This is a genomic window from Marinobacter nanhaiticus D15-8W (assembly GCF_036511935.1).
In the GTDB taxonomy this organism is placed as follows: domain Bacteria; phylum Pseudomonadota; class Gammaproteobacteria; order Pseudomonadales; family Oleiphilaceae; genus Marinobacter_A; species Marinobacter_A nanhaiticus.
This window is the reverse complement of the sequence record NZ_AP028878.1, coordinates 1,813,148-1,831,627: the sequence shown is the minus strand read 5'-3', so window position 1 is coordinate 1,831,627 and position 18,480 is coordinate 1,813,148. Positions and strand designations below refer to the sequence as shown.

Below are 18,480 nucleotides of genomic sequence, written 5' to 3'. Positions count from 1 at the left end.
AGCAGCCCTAACGACTCCGAATCAGCTGCTCTTCACGCGGCTGACGTATTCGCCGGAGCGGGTATCGACTTTCAGGACTTCGCCGATCGTGATGAACAGGGGCACGTTGACAACTGCGCCGGTGGACAGGGTTGCCGGCTTGGAGCCACCCTGCGCAGTATCGCCTTTCATGCCCGGATCGGTGTCCACCACCTCAAGTTCCACGAAGTTGGGCGGAGAGACAGACAACGGTGTCCCGTTGTATAGGGTGACCGTGTAGACGTCCTGCTCCTTGAGCCACTTGAGCGCATCGCCCACGGCCTTCTCGTCAGCGGGGTGCTGTTCAAAGGAACCGTCGGTCGCCATGAAATGCCAGAATTCGCCGTCGGTATACAGGTATTCCATTTCCTGGTCGACCACGTCCGCTGCTTCAAGGCTTTCGCCAGACTTGAAAGTCCGCTCCCAAACCCGGTTGCTCATCAGGTTGCGCAGCTTGACCCGGTTGAACGCCTGGCCCTTACCGGGCTTGACGAACTCGTTCTCGAGGATGATACAAGGGTCGCCGTCCAGCAAAACCTTAAGACCGCCGCGGAATTCGTTGGTAGAATACGAAGCCATGAAAATCTCACCTGAATTAGTGCAGTTGAAAACAATGGTGCAGTTGGAAATCCAAAGGCGCTCATGATACAGCGAACCGCCACGTCGTTAGAAGCCCAGTCGTTAGAAGCCCAATCTCGGGAAATCCGGTCGATGGAAGACGGTCGTGGACCGGCGTCGCCCCTGACGTGGCAACAGGAACTGGCCCGGGCCATCAACCGCCCGGAAGCCCTGCTGTCCGAACTGGGCCTGCCCCCTGACCTCCTGCCCGGTGCACGGGCCGGCGCCACGCTTTTCAGCGTTCGGGTTCCCTATCCCTACCTGGCCCGCATAACGTATGGCGACCCGGATGACCCCTTACTGCGCCAGGTACTACCCCTGGGCGCAGAAACCCTTGAAAGACCAGGCTTTGTCGACGACCCCTTGAAAGAGGCCGACCACACACCGCAGCAGGGCTTGATCCGCAAATACCATAGCCGCGCCCTGCTCATGGTAACCGGCACCTGCGCGATCAACTGCCGTTACTGTTTCCGGCGCCACTTCCCCTACGCAGATCATCGGCAGTCTCCCGATGCCCGCGCTGCCGCACTGGAAACCCTGCGCGATAGTCCGGAGATCAACGAAGTCATCTTCAGTGGTGGTGATCCGCTGGCGGTTAACGACCGCCTCCTGGCCGCCTGGGCAGAAGATCTGGCGGCCATTCCACACCTGAAACGCCTGAGGATTCACACCCGCCTGCCGGTGGTCATTCCCCAGCGCATCGACGATGCCTTTATCAAGTGGTTCGGCAATAATCGCCTGCAAAAGGTGATGGTGGTGCATATCAACCACCCGCGGGAGATCGACGACGCCGTGCACCGCGCCATGGCGCGACTGCGAGACGCCGGTGTAACCCTGCTCAACCAGAGCGTGATCCTCAAGGGTGTCAACGATTCGGTGGATACACTGCGGGAACTCAGCGAGTCATTGTTCGATGCCGGTATCCTGCCGTACTACCTGCATGCCTTCGATCCGGTGCAAGGCGCCGCGCATTTCGACGTATCGGACGAACAGGCGCGAGCGTTGATGCGAGGACTTCTCGCCATGCTACCCGGGTTTCTCGTTCCACGCCTGGTGCGCGAAATTCCCGGCGAATCCAGCAAGACCCCCCTGACTATTCAGGATTAAAAACAGGCCAACAAAGACGACACAACGGCCACTCAAATGGAGAGGGACCGCCCTCTCGAAAGCTTTTTTGTCAAACAATGTCAACTTGGCGCGTTCTGACTTTCTGAAAGGCCTCCGCTACTTTAAAGTCCGAAACATCCTTATAAAAATATGTATTGTCGCCCTTTTCCGGTCAGCCTATCGTTCGCGGCCTGGCTGGCAAAAGGAGCAGGCACAGGGACTGGCCAAGATGCAATAACGGTCCAGGCAGGCTACGCGCAAGGTGTGACGTTGAAACCCGATCTGACATTACCCGAGCAAAAGATTGCCAACCTCTCCTTCTGCGATGCGACGCCCAAGTCCTTCGGCCGATGGGTGAGCGCCCTTCCAGTGGCCAATCTCGGCGAGACGTCACGCCAGCTCTATCATGCGGTTATTGAGCTCAACCAGTTGATCATCGCGCCCCAGCAGCGCCTGCAACTACTGGAACTGATCCGCCCGCGCATCAACTTCGTGTGCAGGGAGCTATCCCGCCACTATCTGGGACTGTCCATCGCCCTGCCGGAAAAGCAGCGGAAGATCGCTAACCTGTCCCAAGCCTTACAGCTGCACCTGGCCAACGGTTACAAGACGACACTGATAGAACTGCTGGATGCGGGCCCCCTGGACAAGTACCGCAAGGCTATCACGACAGCCTGCCACCGGATCATCACCGATCTGGGCCATACCATTCTGCGGGCCCATCAGCTCTATTGTCCGAGCCCGGCGCGGAGCTGGCTGGAGTGCCATCGCGTCTTCCGCTTTGCGCTGCGCAACAAGCTGCAGGACGGGACCGTGGAAGATGATACGCTCATGCATCGCAAGGCGAGCAGCATCGCCGATACCTACAAGCGTCTGCTGCTGCTTGGCTGCGCGAGACCCAACCAGCTCCGACAGAATGAGCTGGTACAGGCCTATGAGCTGTTCGAGGTCTGGACCAGCCATGTAAATTGCAGCATGGAACAGCTGGAAAGCGCCTTGTTCCTCATCAACATGGAACAGGATGGAGCGCCAATATATAAGAGCCTGATCCAGCCGGACCAGCTCACCCGCGACTGTCTCGGCTTCGACACGCTCAAACTCTCCAGCGCCATCAGCGAACATCTCAGCCGGCGCTCCGCCAAGCATGAACCGGAACCCGAACTGAGCCTGCCCGCCAATATATCGGACAACCTGCTCATGCACCTGAGTCAGGCGCTGGGCAATCTCACCAAGCGCAACTTCAAGCGTGTGAACACCCAGGGCAGTCTTCAGGTCTGTGTAGGTCTAACCGCGGCGCATTACTTCATCGCCGGTGAAAAGACTTTCAAGCAATTCATTGCCAGTGGCGACGTCCCTTCCCGGGAAGACGACAACTTCTTCCTCAAGCAGGCACGCAGACGCAACGACGCCTGGGCCGATGCCCATGATGCGGGGCCGTCGAACGATTTTTCGTCCTCGGCCGACACGCCCATCACCTTCCGTGGTGCCGGCGGCTCCGTTGAGACGGATGAAGCCCCTGGCAACCGACCCAAGACTTACCGCACCCCACTGGTCAACACCAGTCCCGGTGGCTACTGCGTGAGCTGGGAGGGGGAAATCCCACCGTCCCTGCAAGCCGGTGAGGTCCTCGCCGTTCGTGAGCATAACGCCCATCCCTGGAGTGTTGCGGTCGTGCGCTGGATTCGCCAGCTGCGTAATCAGGGCACGCAGATTGGTATCGAACTGCTGGCGCCCAGTGCCTCTCCCTGTGGCGTGCGCCTGATCCAGAAAGTCGGCAACAGCAGCGAATACCTCCGCGGCCTATTGCTACCGGAAGTCTCTGTCATTGGTCAGCCCGCGACGCTCATCACCCCACGCCTGCCCTTCCAGCAGGGTAGCCGGATCGTCCTGCGCCAGGGCGAGCGGGAGGACAACGGCCAGCTCTCCAAGCGCATATCGGCCACTGGGAGCATTAGCCAGTTCGAGTTGCGCCTGCAAAGCCGCTCGACCGATTCCACGAGCCAACCCTCCAGCCCAGACAAAACTAGCGAAGACGAATTCGACTCTCTCTGGCCATCCCTGTAAGCTTTCAACGTGCTGCATTTTGATTGTTAACCGGCAGCATAAGAGCTACCTAGCGGGTAATTCAGGCAATTTTCTGGTTGAGCCGGCGTCCTGCCGTGCCTAGAATCAACCAACGGCCTCAAAAATTCCTGACCAAGTCGCGTTAACGCCTTCAGGATTAAGGCATAATCCGACTTAGGGGCCTCTGGTTAGCGCCTGGGCCTGCTCTGGCTTACAGAGGGATTCAAGCGCTAATCAGAGGCTCCTTGGATACCCGAATTCAATTTACCCCTTCCGTTACGGACCAACGGAATGCCGGGCTGTGCGAGATGGTTTACGAATGCAGAAGAAGAATACGACGGTTCATCTGCTGATCCTCGATCCTTCCCAGAACGATGCCGAAGTACTGGTCAGTCTGTTGAGAAATTCCGGACGGGCAACCCGGGCCCACCGGGTCACTTCCGAAGAAGACCTCGAAGAAGCGCTGAGGACCAGCAACTGGGACCTCATGCTGGCCCGGGACCTGCCCGACCAGGAAGTTTCGCCCGATGCCGCGCTGGCACTGATCAAACGGCTCGACAAGGATATTCCGTTCCTTCTGCTGACGACCGAATTCAGCCGTGAACGTAGCGTCCAGATCATGAAGGCCGGCGCCCAGGCGGCCGTGCCGGGCGACTATAACGACCTGATCATGCTCACCGTCAAGCGCGAGCTGGACAGCCTCGCCGCACGTCACCAGCGCCGGGTGCTGGAATCGCACCTGCGCGAGTCCGAACAGCGTTGCCAACTGCTGCTCGAAAGCTCCAAGGACGCCATCGCCTACATCAATGATGGTATGCACATCTATGCCAACCAGTCCTACATGGACTTCTTCGGCTACGATGATCTCGACGAGATGATCTGCATCCCCATCCTGGACACCCTCGCGCCAGAAAGCCACGACGACTACAAAGAGTTCATGAAGGCCTTTGCTGAGCACAAGGAAGACGGCATGGCCCTCAATTGCGTTGCCAAGCGCAGCGACGGCACAGAGCTGAATATCGTCATCAAGGTGTCCGCCGCCACCTACGACGGCGAGCCCTGTACCCAGATCGTGGTCCAGCCGGAGCAGGACAACGCCGAGCTGGAAGAAAAACTGAAACAGATCAGCACCCAGGATCTGCTCACCGGCCTCTTCAATCGCCAGTACCTGATGGACGAGCTGGGCAAAGCCGTCGTGCGTGCAGGCGAGACCAAGCAGACCGGAGGCATTGCCTATATTGCGCTCGATAACTTTACCCAGGTTCGCGGCCAACTCGGCATCGCCGGCGCCGACCTGATGCTTGGTGATGTGGCGAACATCCTGCGCGAACAGGTCGAGGACGAGATGACCCTGGCTCGCCTGAGCGACGACGCCTTCTGCATACTTGCCCTGCCCTGCCAGGAAACCCGAATGGCGGAGATTTGCGAATCGATTCGTAAGACGATCGAAGATCACCTGTTCGAAATTTCCGGCAAGACGGTGCAATTGACGGTTTCAATCGGCATTGCAGCGATCACCGAAAATGCGCCCAAGGCACCCGATCTCTTGGGTCGTGCGCATACGGCATCCTCGGAAGTACGCAAGCTCGAGGGGCACGAAAACGGCAATGGTGTACTGGTCTACAACCCGGCCAAGTACGAATCCCTGGATGACTCAAATTCAGTAGAAGCCATTCAGAAGGCGCTCGATGAGGATCGATTCCGCTTGCTGTTCCAGCCGATTATCAACCTGCGTGGCGAAGGCGAGGAGCACTACGAGGCCTTTGTCCGCATGCTGGACAAGGACAACCAGGAGGTCTCGCCCTATGACTTCCTGCCGCCGGCCGGACCATCCGATATGGCCAGCAAGATAGACCGCTGGGTGATCCTGCAAACCATCAAGCACCTGGCCAGCCATCGTTCGAAAGGGCACGACACCCGCCTGTTCCTCAACGTGACCGGCGAAACCATCCAGGACAAGACCTTCACGGCTTGGCTCAGCGTGGCCCTCAAGGCGGCGCGCCTGCCCGGCGACTCGCTGATCTTCCAGATCCGCGAAGGCGATGCCAACAACTACATGAAGCAGGCCCGCGAATTCGCCAAGTCGCTAAGGGAACTGCACTGCAAGCTGTCCATCAGCCAGTTCGGCTGCGCATTGAACCCGTTCAACACGCTCAAGCACGTGGACGTGGACTATGTGAAGATCGACGGCTCCTTCACCGAGGAAATCCAGAAGAACGAAGATGTGAAGGAAGAAGTGAAGGAGATGGTGTCCGCTCTGCAAAACAACGGCAAGCTGACCATTATCCCGCTGGTGGAGAACGCCTCTGTCCTGGCGACCCTGTGGCAGGCCGGCGTGAACTACATCCAGGGCTACTACCTGCAGGCGCCGGTTCCGGAGATGGATTACGACTTCGGGGACCAGTAGGTTGATTGGCGTTGGGTGGGCGTAAGAATCGGAGCCAGGCCGGAGATAGAGCCGGCATTAGATGCGATTCGGGGTCAACTTCCGGCCAACCAAGCAGGTCGGGTTAGCTGAGCGTAACCCGACAAACCTTTCCTCCAACCCGTCATTTACGGGTATGTCTAGAGTTCAATGTCGGGTTACGCTTTGCTAACCCGACTCACATTAACAACCCGCGATCTATTCTGCCTTGAAAAACTGCCCCGTATCGCTCTCGCGGAAGCCAATCAGGTAAAGGATCGCATCCAACCCCAGGGTAGAAATCGAATGCCGCGCTGATTCCTTAACCAGAGGCTTGGCGCGAAAAGCAACCCCAAGCCCAGCCTGGCTCAGCATCGGCAGATCGTTGGCTCCGTCACCGACGGCGATCACCTGCTCTCGGGATACACCTTCCCGCTCGGCAATTTCCGCCAGTAGTTCCGCCTTACGCTGACCGTCAACGATACGGCCCGATACCTGACCCGTAACCTTGCCGTCCTTGATTTCCAGCTCGTTGGCGTAGATATAGTCGATGCCCAGCCGCTCCTGCAGATGGCGTGCGAAATAGGTGAAGCCACCCGACAGGATCGCCGTGCGGTAACCCAGTGCCTTGAGACTACGTATCAGGTGCTCGGCGCCCTCGGTGAGCGTCAGGCGGGCCGCGATCGTCTGCAGCACGCTCTCGTCCAGCCCCTTCAGCAGGGCCAGACGCTCGGTAAAGCTCTCGCTGAAATCGAGCTCGCCCTGCATCGCCCGCTCCGTAATCTCGGCTACCTGGTCGCCAATACCGGCCTCCCGGGCCAGCTCGTCGATCACTTCGGCCTCTATTAAGGTGGAGTCCATATCGAACACCACCAGCCGACGACTACGGCGGAAGATGGTGTCCTCCTGGAAGGCGATATCCACGTTCATCTCGCCGGCAATGCGCAGGAAATCTGTACGCAAGGTATCCAGGTCGGCCGGGGTACCGCGTACCGAGAATTCGACACAGGCGATGCGGTTATCCGCCGGGTTCAGTGACGGCCGCGCAGAGAGGCGGGTGATGTTGTCGATGTTCAGGCCGTGCTGGGCGGTTATCTCGGAAACCTTGGCAATCTGCTGAGCCTTGATGTCCCGGGACAGCAGCGTGACGATGTAGCAGGCGCGATTACGGCCCTCCGCCCACTGCTGATATTCCGCTTCGGTGATCGGCGCAAACCGCACTTGCAAGTCCAGTGAGTGCAACCGGAATAACAGGTCCCGGATGACCGGCGGCGCATTGGCCTCGTCCGGGATCTCCGCCAGGATGCCCCAGGTCAGGTGATCATGGATAACCGCCTGACCAATATCGAGGATACGCACGTCGTATCGCGCCATGATCCCGGTGATTTCGGACGTCAGCCCCGGCTTGTCACGGCCGGAGACGTTGATCAGAACCAGCTCACTCACTGTCGACTGTTCCTTCTGCTTCCGGCGCATCGGCCGCCGTCGATGCCGACACCACTTCAAGCGCGTCCACCCGCTGCAAACCTCGCGGCAGCTTGTGCCCACGGCGACCGCGTTCGCCGATGTAATGCTCCAGGTCGCTAAACTGCAGCGTCATCTTGCGCTTACCGGCCTGGACCACGAGCTGATCCGCTGGACGGAACACACATACGGCAACGACGAATTCTTCCCGGGTCTGGACCCTTGCCGAGGGAATGGAAATAATCTTGTTCCCCTTACCTTTGGCCAGTTCAGGCAACTCCGACAACGGAAAGACCAACATACGCCCTTCATTCGTGATCGCGCCCAGGTGGAGATCATCTCCTTCCGGCACCATGATCGGCGCCATGACCCGGGCCCCTTTAGGCACGGAAACCACAGCCTTGCCGTTGCGGTTCTTGCTGATCAGGTTGTCCAGATTGGATACGAAGCCATAACCACCGTCCGTGACCAGCAGCACCCGATGACGGGGATCCCCCATCATCACGCCGGCAAAGGTCGCGCCCGGCGGTGGATTAATACGACCGGTCAACGGCTCGCCCTGCCCCCTGGCGGAGGGCAGACTGTGGGCCATTAACGAATAAGCCCGACCGGTGGAATCGAGGAAGATGGCCTGCTGGTTGTTGCGCCCTTTCGCAGCGAGGGCGAAGCGGTCACCCGCCTTGTAGCTGAGCCCTTCGGGATCGATATCATGGCCCTTGGCCGCGCGGACCCAGGCTTTTTCCGAGAGTACGACCGTGACCGGATCGTTCGAAACCAGATCCACTTCACTGAAGGCCCGAGCCTCCTCGCGTTCGACAATAGGCGAGCGGCGTTCATCACCGTAAGTCTCGGCGTCTGTCTGGAGTTCGGACTTGATCAGGTCACGCAGTTTGGACTCGGAACCGAGTATCGACTGCAGGTGGTCCCGCTCCTGGGACAGCTCGTCCTGCTCACCCTTGATCTTCATTTCCTCCAGCTTGGCCAAGTGGCGCAACTTCAACTCGAGGATGGCTTCCGCCTGCTCCGGGCTTAACCCGAAACGGCGCATGAGCTCGTCTTTGGGCTTGTCCTCGTAGCGAATAATCTCGATAACCTCGTCGATATTGAGGTAGGCCACCAGTAGGCCTTCGAGGATGTGCAGACGTGCCAGGACCTTGTCGAGGCGGAACTGCAGTCGTCGGCGGACGGTCGTGGTGCGGTAGGTCAGCCACTCGGTCAGCAGCGTGCGCAGGTCCTTGACCTGGGGCCGGCCGTCGATGCCGATCATATTGAGGTTGACGCGGTAGGTCTTCTCCAGGTCGGTGCTGGCAAACAGGTGCGTCATCAACCCATCGAGATCCACCCGGTTTGACCGGGCCACGATCACCAGGCGGGTCGGGTTCTCGTGATCGGACTCGTCACGCAGATCCGCAACCATCGGCAGCTTCTTGGTCTGCATCTGCTGGGCGATCTGCTCCAGCACCCGCGCACCGGAAACCTGGTGAGGCAACTCGGTAACGACGACCTCGCCGTTCTCGCGTATCCACTTGGCGCGCATGCGCAAGGAACCGCGGCCGGTTTCGTACATCTGCCGCAGATCCTTGCGCGGCGTGATAATTTCCGCCCGGGTCGGGAAATCCGGGCCTTTGATGTGTTCGAGCAATTCGCCAGTGGTGGTTTCTGGGGCATCCAGCAACCGGATACACGCCGCCGTCACCTCGCGTACATTGTGAGGCGGAATATCGGTGGCCATCCCCACTGCGATGCCCGTGGTACCGTTAAGCAGCACATGTGGCAGTCGCGCCGGCAGCGAAGCGGGTTCGTCCATGGTGCCGTCAAAGTTGGGCACCCAGTCGACCGTACCCTGCCCCAGCTCACTTAGCAGGACTTCCGAAAAAGGGGCAAGGCGCGATTCGGTATAACGCATGGCGGCAAAGGACTTGGGATCGTCCGGGGACCCCCAGTTGCCCTGTCCGTCGATCAACGGATAGCGGTAGGAAAAAGGCTGCGCCATGAGCACCATGGCTTCGTAACAGGCGCTGTCGCCATGGGGATGGAACTTACCCAGCACGTCACCGACGGTTCTTGCCGATTTCTTGTACTTGGCGGTCGCCTTGAGCCCCAGCTCCGACATCGCATAGACAATGCGGCGCTGTACCGGCTTCAGACCGTCGCCCACGTGGGGGAGCGCGCGGTCCAGGATGACGTACATGGAGTAATCGAGGTACGCCTTCTCCGTATAGTCCCGTAGCGAGACGCGCTCAAAACCTTCGTCGGTCGTCTGAAATTCAGCCATATCGGCCCCTTTTCCTGGAAATTTTCGGTCGGATCGCGACACCTCGACAATCCGTATAGGGGAATCCTCGGATACGTGTCCGAGGGCTCCCGACAGCAAGCGGCCATTATAGAAAGGCAGGGCCAAACACACCAACTCTTCGCCTTCAACGGGCGGGGATTGTACAAAAACCTATCGATGGAATAGCGGAATCCACGAATGGAGGCTCCGGGAGGTGCTCTTTATTCTCCGTTTTGTGGTTGAGACACAGTTCTCAATTGCCTACACCTGCAGACTGGCGCCCGGAGGAATCCGGCCCAATCGCAACAGGCGCAGCGGACGCGTCGTCTACAGAGAAGGGTTATCGTCATTCGTATGCAGACACATTCGCTGAAACTGACCTTGAAAGCCTGCGGCCGCGCCGTCCTTACGGCCTGCATCAACGCAGGACTTGCGCTGGCTCTCATGCTTCTCGTGGAGTTCGCGATCAGCGGCAGCCTCCACCTGGCCGACCCCTATCTCTACGCTGGTCTTCTTATTTGGGTGGTCGTATTTACAGGTCAGATGTTCCGCCAATACCGCCTGTGCCATTGCCAGCGAGCCCAACAACAATAGCCTGACTTTCCATACCTCGAGCCTACGACTAGATTTACAACTGTTGACAAAAAATAATCGATTTACATGCATTGTCGAATTATAAATGTCACTAGATCTATAGCTCGAGGTAATAAGAATGAATTTCATCCGCAAACTGGGATTAAAGACCAAGATTGTTCTTCCCTTTGCGTTGACTGCGCTGGCTATTATTGCACTGGGCATCGTCAACCTTCTTACTACCCAGGGACTGGTACGTGACACAGGGCGTGTAGCACATGACTATCTACCATCTGTGAGCGCCGCATTGAATGCGGACCGAGACCTCTATCAAGCCTATACGGCACAACAAAACCTCCTCTTCGCCGCACAAGCCGGCGAAGATACGCAAACTTTTCTCGAAAGCTATGAGGAAAACGCGCAACAGGCCATCGACCGTATGGGAACTGTGCGTAGCAATCTTTCCGTAGACGGGGTGGAAGATGAGCTGAAAGGTTTTGAAACCGCTTTCGAAGGCTGGAAGTCTGCAGCAGACGCCGTTAATGAGAAAGTGCTCCAAGGCCAACTTAGCGAAGCAAGAGCGGACATGATAGAGACGGTTCTGCCGCTCTTCTCCACACTACGCGACTATTACGACATCGCGGGCGCATTTGCCGATGAGAGAGCCCTCGCAACCGCCGAAGGCGCGACCCAGGCGGGCAATCAGAGCATGACCACAACCGTTCTGGTGACGATCGTTGTATTGGCCATCAGCGGCCTCATTTTCTATATCTCGACCCGGCTCATCATTTCATCCCTGAAACACCTTCGGTCCAGGCTGGATGATATTGCCGAAGGCGAAGGTGACTTAAGCAGCCGTGTACCGGTCGAATCCGATGACGACTTGGGGCGACTGGCCAATAGCTTCAATGCGGTACTTGCCAACCTTCAGGGCATGGTCAGGGAAATCAAGAGCCTTTCCCAGGAGCTGAACCAGGGGGCCGAGAAACTCGAGCAGGCTGCAGCTGAGAACCGCGAAGGGATCAGCCATCAGACCGATGCGATTACCCAAGTCGCCACTGCGATCAACGAAATGCAAAGCGCGATCGAGGAAGTTGCCGGAAACGCGGGAACAGCGGCAGACGTGACCCGCGAAGCCCAGAACAATGCGGAATCAGGCTCCCGAATCGTTCGCAACTCATCTGAAGAGGTCCATCGTCTTTCCGATCAGATTGAAAATGCCGTTGGCGTTATTCGCAAGCTCTCAGAAGATTCCAATAATATTACGTCTGTTCTTGATGTCATCCGTGGTGTAGCCGAACAAACGAACCTGCTGGCACTTAATGCAGCGATCGAGGCGGCTCGCGCGGGGGATCAGGGCCGCGGATTTGCGGTAGTTGCCGACGAAGTGCGCACGCTGGCTCAAAGGACGCAGGAATCGACGGCCGATATACAATCCATGATCAGCACGCTGCAATCAGGCGTCTCGGACATCGTCGACGTTATGGAAACCGGCAACAAGCAGGCCGCTCAGACCGTGAAACTGTCGAGCGAGGCCGAGAAAGAACTGCATTCCATCCTTGAAGCGATGAACAGCATCAGCGACGTAAACGCCAGTGTAGCCTCAGCAACGGAAGAACAGACGCAGGTGGTGGACGAGATCAATCGCAGCATTACCCAGATTCACGATCTCGCACAAAGCAGCGACGAGCGTTCTACGGAGATCAACGAGATCAGCCTACTGTTGGCAGGATACGCACAGACACTGAATACTCAGGTGGGCCGTTACCGGGTCTGAATTGGTTGCTGGCAAGGGCCAGGCTTCTGGCCCTTAGCAATGCTTGCACAACGGGTTCAGGTTGCCAGGCCAGCAAAATTGGCGGCCATCAGGGCCAGCAAGACAACTGTGAGACTTAAAGTCACAAAACGAAGCGATCGATTGCGCCGGACGCGCTCCATAACACCTTCCTGAAAACGAGAAACACCGCCAATTTAAACCAGGCGGTGTTTCTCGTTCAATAGCCTGAGCGGACGTATTTCACATCCACCCACGATGTCGACTACTGGCGTACGCCCTCGATGGAGATAATCATCTCGAGCGTCTCGGAAGCGGGCCCCAGGTTGGTCGGGATACCCCAATCCGACAAGCGCAACTCGGTGTCGGCCTCGAAACCCATCCGGTAGCCGCCCCAGGGATCCTCACCGTGACCGATCATCTCGGCATCCAGGGTAATTTCCTTGGTCACACCGCGAAGGGTCAGATCGCCGACAATTTCGGCTTCGTCCTTATCGTCACCATCGACAATAATACGCTTGCTCTTGAAGGTCGCTTGCGGATATTCGTCTGTGGCCAGGAAATCATCGCTGCGAATGTGCTTGTCACGCTCGGCATGGTTGGTGTCGACGCTGCTCGTATCGATAGTGACTTCGACCGAGCTTTCGGATGGGTTATCGCCGTTGTAAGTAAACTGGCCATCGAATTCGTTGAAGCGCCCATACAGCCAGCTGTAACCGAGGTGCGAAATCTTGAACATGACGAATTGATGCGCGCCTTTTTTGTCGAAAGCATAAGTACCATCACCTTCGGCCGCCTGGGCACCACCAGCGATAAGCGCCATGGATACCGCAGAGGAAATTGCCAGTTTCTTCAACATGCTCTTTCTCCTTCTATCGGCCCGGATGGGCCTTCATATTTATCGAATCGAAACCAAGAGTTTATTGATTCGCCAACCAGTCATTTGGTGATTCGCCACTGTTTGTTGATCACGCCTCCGATATGTCGATCGATCAGCCAGTACTTCCATATCGGATGTCCACTACTTAATTAGCGAGCACCCAGATCAAACAATCACCGCGTCCGGGAATGCCGAGGCCTCAACCCCAGCATACGACGCAGGGTTTCATCCCGATCCATTAAGTGATGTTTGAGCGCGCCCAACGCATGGATGCCGGCCAGGACCACGACCGCCCAGGTTGACCAGTAATGCACCTTCCCAGCAAGCTCTTCCATACCCTGTTGGCGACCGGTGACAGACGGTACCGAGAACCAGTTGAAGACATCAATACTTGACCCGTCTGTAGTCGTAATAAGGTAGCCACTGATCATCGCGACAAATATGAGAACGTAGAGCAACGCGTGGGCAGCGTGGGCGCTGGCTTTCTCCCACGACTTATGGGTCGGTAGCGTTTTCGGAGGCGGCGACACGATGCGCCAGATAACCCGGACGACCATCGTTGCCAGTAGCAGGATACCGATACTCTTGTGAATATGCGGCGCCAGGCGATACCACTCATCGTAATAGGTGAGTTCCACCATATAGAGCCCGAGCCCGAACAGACCGAAGACCGCAACGGCGACCAGCCAGTGCAGGACGATACTCGTCCACCCGAAGGCTCCATTATCATTCAAGAACGCCCTGGCCATGTTTATTCTGCTCCCTTTACTGCGCTTCCCGAAGGCCATTCAGGTCGGATAGGACATTGCCCACCATACTAAGAACCGTATTGCCCACCGCCAATCGAAATGTTTTGTTTTCATTGTTCAGAAAAACTGATGGATCGCTTTCAAAGATAAAAGTTCCCGCTGGCTTGATAACACCCATTCCATCTTCGCTGACTGTACGAGGTAGTTTCACACCACTTTTGTCGAATACGGCTAATACTGATTGGCGCCTATGCTTATTGAAGCCATAGTTAAAAACCATCCTGCCCGTTCGTCACATGCTGCTACTGGGTCCGTGACAACTGAATTATTGGCCCAAGAGTCAGTAATAAAAGAGTCGGACATAAAAGATCGCCGTAAAGGTCGCGATAAAAGAGTAGTAACGGGAATAGTACGAGGCGGGAATTTCATCGGCATAAGTATTGGAGAGCAAAACAATGGAAGTCGAGTTCGACGAAGACGTTGTTGTTCCGAGCAACAACTAAGTTGACCTGTACCAGGTCCACAGCAGATTTCCGGCACGGGCGTGGCAATAGTGGCGCCCGTGCCACCAGGCATGAACGGTCGCCTTAAAGCGAGATCAGTTTGTTACGTAAGCAACTGATCAAAATGATTTTTTTAACGCCGTTTTACTGTTTCCTCTGGCACACCCAAGTAAACTTTGGCATTCTGCTCACGTGAATAGCCAACTAACGATGCTATTCCGCGAATGCCTGCCTATTGCGGTACCCGGTGAACCCGCTTTTACCGGTCAGAACAGGCAGGTTGCCGATAACGCGAGCAGTAGTTTCGATGTCGACGAGCGTTCCACAATACAACGCCGAGCCCGAGCTGGAGTTCCTCACCCCGATGCTCGACCGCCACCCCACTGGGTGGACGGCCAGTTTCCAGGGACTGACCCTGCGTACCGCTCTGCAGCCAATTTTTAGCATTTCCCACAAACGCATCGTCGGCTATGAGGCGTTGATTCGGGCCTTTGACACGGATAACGCCAGCGTCCTACCTATCCACCTGTTCCAGTTGCCCAGCAGCGATCCGGAGAACGTCCTGCTCGATCGCCTTTGTCGATACCTGCATATCCAGAATTTTGCGGCACTCAAGGATGATATCAACTGGCTGTTCCTGAACGTCTCGCCACGAGTGGTCGCCACCGGCACACATCATGATTCATTTTTCGGCCAGCTACTGAACCGTATCGGCTTTCCATCCCACCGCATCGTCGTCGAAATCGTCGAACAGCCGACTGACGATGCTGAGCAACTGCGCGATACGGTCAACTATTACAAGCAACTGGGATGTCTAACCGCCATCGACGATTTCGGGGCCGGCCATTCCAATTTCGAACGCATATGGAACCTGGCCCCAGACATCGTCAAACTGGACCGCCAGATCCTTACCCGAGCCACCGATGACAAGCGCGCTCGCCAGATACTCAACGGCATCGTGTCGCTGCTGCACCAATCCGGCTGCCTCGTGCTGCTAGAAGGAGTGGAAACTCGGGACCAGGCCATGATCGCCATCGATGGCGGCGTGGACTTTGTGCAGGGCTTCTTCTTCAAGCGTCCGGGGCTGGAATTGGACGAAGTCATCCGGTCGGCTACCGATTTCGATGCGCTTCTGACGGACTATAAGCGCAACAGCCAGGACGCACTCGATCCGACTCACGAGATTGGGCTTTTTTTCGAGAAACGCTTTACGACAGCAGCCGATGCTTTGCGGGCCGGCAAATCCTTCAGAGAGGCCTGTCAGCCTCTCACCGCACACCATACGGTGTCCCGCTGTTACCTGATCGATGAGCGTGGCGTCCAGATAGCAGATACGCTGAACTCGGATCGCCTGATCGAATGCTTCGACCCGCGATTCCGTCCCCTGGAAAATACCGCCAACGCCGATTGGTTCCGCCAGCACTACCTGCGCCAGGCACTGGGCCACCCGGAACAGCTCCAGGTTACCCGTCCCTACCTTTCCGTTACCGGCGCCTATATGTGCGTCACCTTGTCGCAAGCCGTTCGCCACGGCGGCGAATTGAAGGTGCTGTGCTGCGATATCCTCGCCGGCTGATGGCATCAGCCACTTTCTGAATAGATTGAAAAAGTAAGGATTACCCAGGGAGCCTCGAAATGGCTCCCGGTAGGATAAAACATCCGGTTAGACCGGTACGTCCGCCATGTTGCCGTAGGTTTCCAGCCACGAACGACGATCAGACGCGCGCTTCTTGCCCAACAGCATATCCATGCGCTCGTCGGTGCCGTCATTGTCTTCAAGCGTCAGCATCACCAGTCTACGGGTATCCGGCGCCATGGTAGTCTCGCGGAGCTGCAGCGGGTTCATCTCACCCAGACCCTTGAAACGGGTGACCGAGACCTTGCCCCGGCGCTTTTCGGCCTCTATCCGGTCCAGGATGCCCTGCTTCTCGTGCTCGTCCAGGGCATAGAAGGTTTCCTTGCCCAGATCCACACGATACAACGGCGGCATCGCGACGAATACGTGACCGGCAGCAACCAGCGGCCGGAAGTGCTTGACGAAGAGGGCGCACAATAGCGTGGCGATATGCAACCCATCCGAGTCCGCATCCGCCAGGATACAGATCTTGTTGTAGCGCAGTCCCTCGAGCTTGTCAGAGCCAGGGTCGACGCCGATGGCTACGGCGATGTCATGCACTTCCTGGGATGCCAGGATCTCACCCGAATCGACCTCCCAGGTATTGAGGATCTTACCCCGCAGCGGCATGACCGCCTGAAATTCACGTTCCCTCGCCTGTTTTGCCGAGCCGCCAGCGGAATCCCCTTCCACCAGGAACAGCTCCGACCGGTTCGCGTCCGCACCCGAGCAATCCGCCAGCTTACCGGGCAAGGCTGGCCCCTGAGTGACCTTCTTCCGGGCCACCTTGCGGCTGGCCTTCAGACGACGCTGAGCATTGCTGATAAACAGCTCTGCGAGGGCTTCGGCGATATCGGTGTGCTGGTTGAGCCAAAGGCTGAAGGCATCTTTCACCACGCCGGAAACGAACGCTGCCGCTTCACGGGATGACAGACGTTCCTTGGTCTGGCCGGAGAATTGCGGGTCCTGCATCTTGAATGAAAGCACGTACGAACACCGGTCCCAGATATCCTCTGGAGAGAGCCTTACACCGCGCGGCAACAGATTACGGAACTCGCAGAATTCCCGCATGGCTTCCAGCAAACCGGTGCGCAAACCGTTGACGTGGGTACCGCCCTGAGCGGTCGGGATCAGGTTGACGTAGCTCTCCATCACCGCCTCGCCGTCTTCCGGCAGCCACTGGATAGCCCAATCTACTTCTTCGGTGTTGCCAGCCATACGTCCAACGAACGGCTCGGCGGGAATCAGCTCGATATCGGCGAGCGCAGAACGCAGATAATCCCGCAGGCCATCTTCGTAAAACCACTCGTCCTTTTCGCCGGTGGCTTCCTGCTGGAAGGTGATGGTCAACCCCGGGCACAGGACCGCCTTGGCGCGCAAGTTGTGGCGCAGACGACTGACGGAGAACTTGGGACTATCGAAATACTTCTCGTCGGGCGTGAACGTGAGGCGAGTCCCCGTATTGCGTTTGCCTACGGTATCGACCACTTCCAGGTCGGTCTTCTTCTCACCGTCGGCAAACGTCATCCGGTGAAGCTGGCCATCACGCTTGATGGCGACTTCCAGGTGCGTTGACAGGGCGTTGACGACCGAGACCCCCACCCCATGCAAACCGCCGGAGAAATTGTAGTTACCCTGGGAGAACTTGCCGCCGGCATGCAGGCGGGTCAGGATCAGCTCGACGCCCGGCACCCCGTGCTCGCGATGAATATCGACGGGCATGCCCCGACCGTCATCCTCAACCGACAGCGACCCGTCCTTGTACAGGACCACGTCGATACGGTGGGCGTGGCCCGCCAGGGCCTCATCCACACTGTTATCGATCACTTCCTGAGCCAGATGGTTGGGCCGCGACGTATCGGTATACATGCCCGGGCGCTTGCGCACGGGATCCAGACCGCTGAGGACTTCAATGGCGTCGGCGTTATATTGTTTCTGGCTCATAGGGCGTTGGCTGCTCTCAGTCGACTACTATAAGAAATAACGCCCATAGCTTAGGGATTCACGGCCAAAGATCAACGGTTCTTTTGTTGCCCGGTGACAGGCTCTCATGGGTGTTGGCGCGACATTGGGAAAGGCGCTTCTCCGGAAACCGTCACCGTCTCCCAGCCGGTGGACGGCAGGTCGATAACCATGCACGGCGTTGTGAGTGCCTGTGTCACCATTGCATCGGCGGCGGGGCGCCTGACGTTCACGTTGATCGTCAATTGCTCTCCAGCCACGTCAACGCTCTCGAACTCAAGGCCATACCCACCGGTACGCTGCTGGCCCATACTGGCCACGATGAGCCAACGCCCCGGGGCGTCAGGCCAGGCCGGTAAATTGGCGCCCAGCCCCGAGGATAGCTTTCGCCATTGACCGACATTCTCCACCACCACTAGACCGGGCGCCGTCAGACCACAGTGCGTTAACGAAGCCACAGGCTTTACCTGAGAG

The 18,480-nt window shown here is 57.5% G+C and carries 14 protein-coding genes; 6 read left to right on the top strand and 8 right to left on the bottom strand.

From position 1 onward, the window contains the following. Nucleotides 1–21 precede the first annotated feature (21 nt). Nucleotides 22–597, bottom strand: coding sequence for an elongation factor P (gene efp, locus RE428_RS08235; RefSeq protein ID WP_004581518.1), 576 nt, complete (start codon nucleotides 595–597; stop codon nucleotides 22–24). Between the two features lie 63 nt (nucleotides 598–660). Here efp and epmB point away from each other — a divergent pair, with 63 nt between their 5' ends. The 3 genes from epmB (at nucleotide 661) to RE428_RS08220 (ending at nucleotide 6,214) form a co-directional block, all read left to right on the top strand. Further along, the gene (gene epmB, locus RE428_RS08230) at nucleotides 661–1,743 is read left to right on the top strand and encodes an EF-P beta-lysylation protein EpmB (RefSeq protein WP_040882581.1); all 1,083 of its coding nucleotides are present in this window, start codon (nucleotides 661–663) and stop codon (nucleotides 1,741–1,743) included. Between the two features lie 270 nt (nucleotides 1,744–2,013). Then, nucleotides 2,014–3,807, top strand: coding sequence for a hypothetical protein (locus RE428_RS08225; protein ID WP_004581516.1), 1,794 nt, complete (start codon nucleotides 2,014–2,016; stop codon nucleotides 3,805–3,807). Nucleotides 3,808–4,126: 319 nt separating this feature from the next. After that, nucleotides 4,127–6,214: an EAL domain-containing response regulator gene (locus RE428_RS08220; RefSeq protein ID WP_004581515.1), complete on the top strand. Its 2,088-nt coding sequence runs from the start codon at nucleotides 4,127–4,129 to the stop codon at nucleotides 6,212–6,214. 216 nt (nucleotides 6,215–6,430) lie between these two features. Here the strand turns inward: RE428_RS08220 and serB are convergent, their stop codons facing one another. Together serB and parC are read right to left on the bottom strand one after the other, a co-directional pair. Further along, nucleotides 6,431–7,657: a phosphoserine phosphatase SerB gene (gene serB, locus RE428_RS08215; protein WP_004581514.1), complete on the bottom strand. Its 1,227-nt coding sequence runs from the start codon at nucleotides 7,655–7,657 to the stop codon at nucleotides 6,431–6,433. Continuing rightward, nucleotides 7,650–9,950, bottom strand: a complete 2,301-nt coding sequence (gene parC, locus RE428_RS08210; RefSeq protein ID WP_004581513.1) for a DNA topoisomerase IV subunit A — start codon at nucleotides 9,948–9,950, stop codon at nucleotides 7,650–7,652. Before parC ends, serB begins: the two co-directional genes overlap by 8 nt. 354 nt (nucleotides 9,951–10,304) lie before the next feature. Between parC and RE428_RS08205 the strand changes: the two genes are divergently transcribed. Beyond that, on the top strand, nucleotides 10,305–10,544 hold the full coding sequence (locus RE428_RS08205) for a hypothetical protein (protein WP_227500221.1): 240 nt from the start codon (nucleotides 10,305–10,307) through the stop codon (nucleotides 10,542–10,544). A gap of 118 nt (nucleotides 10,545–10,662) precedes the next feature. Next, on the top strand, nucleotides 10,663–12,300 hold the full coding sequence (locus RE428_RS08200) for a methyl-accepting chemotaxis protein (protein ID WP_004581511.1): 1,638 nt from the start codon (nucleotides 10,663–10,665) through the stop codon (nucleotides 12,298–12,300). A gap of 262 nt (nucleotides 12,301–12,562) precedes the next feature. Here the strand turns inward: RE428_RS08200 and RE428_RS08195 are convergent, their stop codons facing one another. The 3 genes from RE428_RS08195 to RE428_RS08185 all read right to left on the bottom strand — a co-directional run bounded on the left by RE428_RS08195 (nucleotide 12,563) and on the right by RE428_RS08185 (nucleotide 14,206). Beyond that, the gene (locus tag RE428_RS08195) at nucleotides 12,563–13,156 is read right to left on the bottom strand and encodes a YceI family protein (RefSeq protein WP_004581510.1); all 594 of its coding nucleotides are present in this window, start codon (nucleotides 13,154–13,156) and stop codon (nucleotides 12,563–12,565) included. Between the two features lie 194 nt (nucleotides 13,157–13,350). Next, a complete protein-coding gene (locus RE428_RS08190; RefSeq protein ID WP_004581509.1) occupies nucleotides 13,351–13,926 on the bottom strand; it encodes a cytochrome b in 576 nt (191 codons plus the stop codon). A gap of 16 nt (nucleotides 13,927–13,942) precedes the next feature. Continuing rightward, nucleotides 13,943–14,206, bottom strand: coding sequence for a hypothetical protein (locus RE428_RS08185; protein ID WP_154660757.1), 264 nt, complete (start codon nucleotides 14,204–14,206; stop codon nucleotides 13,943–13,945). 530 nt (nucleotides 14,207–14,736) lie between these two features. Here RE428_RS08185 and RE428_RS08180 point away from each other — a divergent pair. After that, nucleotides 14,737–16,005: an EAL domain-containing protein gene (locus tag RE428_RS08180; RefSeq protein ID WP_004581508.1), complete on the top strand. Its 1,269-nt coding sequence runs from the start codon at nucleotides 14,737–14,739 to the stop codon at nucleotides 16,003–16,005. An 87-nt stretch (nucleotides 16,006–16,092) separates the two neighbouring features. Here the strand turns inward: RE428_RS08180 and parE are convergent, their stop codons facing one another. Together parE and RE428_RS08170 are read right to left on the bottom strand one after the other, a co-directional pair. Then, complete coding sequence (gene parE, locus RE428_RS08175; protein WP_004581507.1) at nucleotides 16,093–17,988, bottom strand: DNA topoisomerase IV subunit B; 1,896 nt, start codon at nucleotides 17,986–17,988, stop codon at nucleotides 16,093–16,095. A gap of 104 nt (nucleotides 17,989–18,092) precedes the next feature. Further along, complete coding sequence (locus RE428_RS08170; RefSeq protein ID WP_169334067.1) at nucleotides 18,093–18,464, bottom strand: protease complex subunit PrcB family protein; 372 nt, start codon at nucleotides 18,462–18,464, stop codon at nucleotides 18,093–18,095. Nucleotides 18,465–18,480 lie beyond the last annotated feature (16 nt).

Excerpts from the sequence above, each read along its gene's own strand:
- efp (WP_004581518.1), bottom strand. The coding sequence starts at position 597 with ATGGCTTCGTATTCTACCAACGAATTCCGCGGCGGTCTTAAGGTTTTG.
- epmB (WP_040882581.1), top strand. The coding sequence starts at position 661 with ATGATACAGCGAACCGCCACGTCGTTAGAAGCCCAGTCGTTAGAAGCC.
- RE428_RS08220 (WP_004581515.1), top strand. The coding sequence starts at position 4,127 with ATGCAGAAGAAGAATACGACGGTTCATCTGCTGATCCTCGATCCTTCC.
- parC (WP_004581513.1), bottom strand. The coding sequence starts at position 9,950 with ATGGCTGAATTTCAGACGACCGACGAAGGTTTTGAGCGCGTCTCGCTA.
- RE428_RS08205 (WP_227500221.1), top strand. The coding sequence starts at position 10,305 with ATGCAGACACATTCGCTGAAACTGACCTTGAAAGCCTGCGGCCGCGCC.
- RE428_RS08200 (WP_004581511.1), top strand. The coding sequence starts at position 10,663 with ATGAATTTCATCCGCAAACTGGGATTAAAGACCAAGATTGTTCTTCCC.
- RE428_RS08195 (WP_004581510.1), bottom strand. The coding sequence starts at position 13,156 with ATGTTGAAGAAACTGGCAATTTCCTCTGCGGTATCCATGGCGCTTATC.
- RE428_RS08190 (WP_004581509.1), bottom strand. The coding sequence starts at position 13,926 with ATGGCCAGGGCGTTCTTGAATGATAATGGAGCCTTCGGGTGGACGAGT.
- RE428_RS08185 (WP_154660757.1), bottom strand. The coding sequence starts at position 14,206 with ATGGTTTTTAACTATGGCTTCAATAAGCATAGGCGCCAATCAGTATTA.
- RE428_RS08180 (WP_004581508.1), top strand. The coding sequence starts at position 14,737 with ATGTCGACGAGCGTTCCACAATACAACGCCGAGCCCGAGCTGGAGTTC.
- parE (WP_004581507.1), bottom strand. The coding sequence starts at position 17,988 with ATGAGCCAGAAACAATATAACGCCGACGCCATTGAAGTCCTCAGCGGT.